Raw genomic sequence first — 695 nt, forward strand, 5'->3', positions numbered from 1 at the left:
CGCCCCTACAACGCCCCAACGAACCCCCACGAATGTAGGGGAGGGGCATGCCCCTCCCGGCGACGCACCATCGACCTGTACAATGTAACGTTAAAACGGTACCAACTGTCGTTCCAGGTTTATCCCACAAAGGAATACAATTATGAGTTATCCGCGTCGGAAAAGCCCCAGATTACCCTCTTATGATTACCGAACGCAAAATTATTATTTTGTGACGGTCTGTACTGCAAATAAGGCGCTGTTGTTCGGTGGACCAATTCCTCTGAACAAATTTGGAATGATTGCACAGAATGCATTTTTGCAAATGGAACTGCATAATCCGCATATGCAGGTGATCAAATTCGTGGTGATGCCCAATCATGTCCATGCGCTCCTCAGTCTGGAGGAGGAGACCACGGCATTGCCGGACGTGATCGGTGCCTATAAATCCCATGTCACAAAAATGATCCATGAAATCACCCCCGGTATTTCCGTCTGGCAAAGGTCCTTTCATGATCATGTGATTCGAAATCAGCGGGAATTTGAAAAAATCTGGAATTATATCGATACTAATCCAGTACGATGGACAGATGATTGTTTTTTCGAATGATAACGGGTAATGTCCGACGAACCTCCACGAATGTAGGGGCCGGGCTGGTCCCTCCCGGCGATGCATTATCTACCCGTACAATGTAACGTTAAAACGGTACCAACTG

1 protein-coding gene is annotated in these 695 nt (G+C 47.3%); it reads left to right on the forward strand.

Features of this window, described 5'->3' with window-relative positions:
- Positions 1-142 precede the first annotated feature (142 nt).
- The gene (locus WMO66_RS00095) at positions 143-589 is read left to right on the forward strand and encodes an REP-associated tyrosine transposase (RefSeq protein ID WP_349134371.1); all 447 of its coding nucleotides are present in this window, start codon (positions 143-145) and stop codon (positions 587-589) included.
- The last annotated feature ends 106 nt before the right edge of the window (positions 590-695 follow it).

The organism is Faecousia intestinalis (assembly GCF_040096185.1).
Classification (GTDB): Bacteria; Bacillota; Clostridia; order Oscillospirales; family Oscillospiraceae; genus JAZOXB01.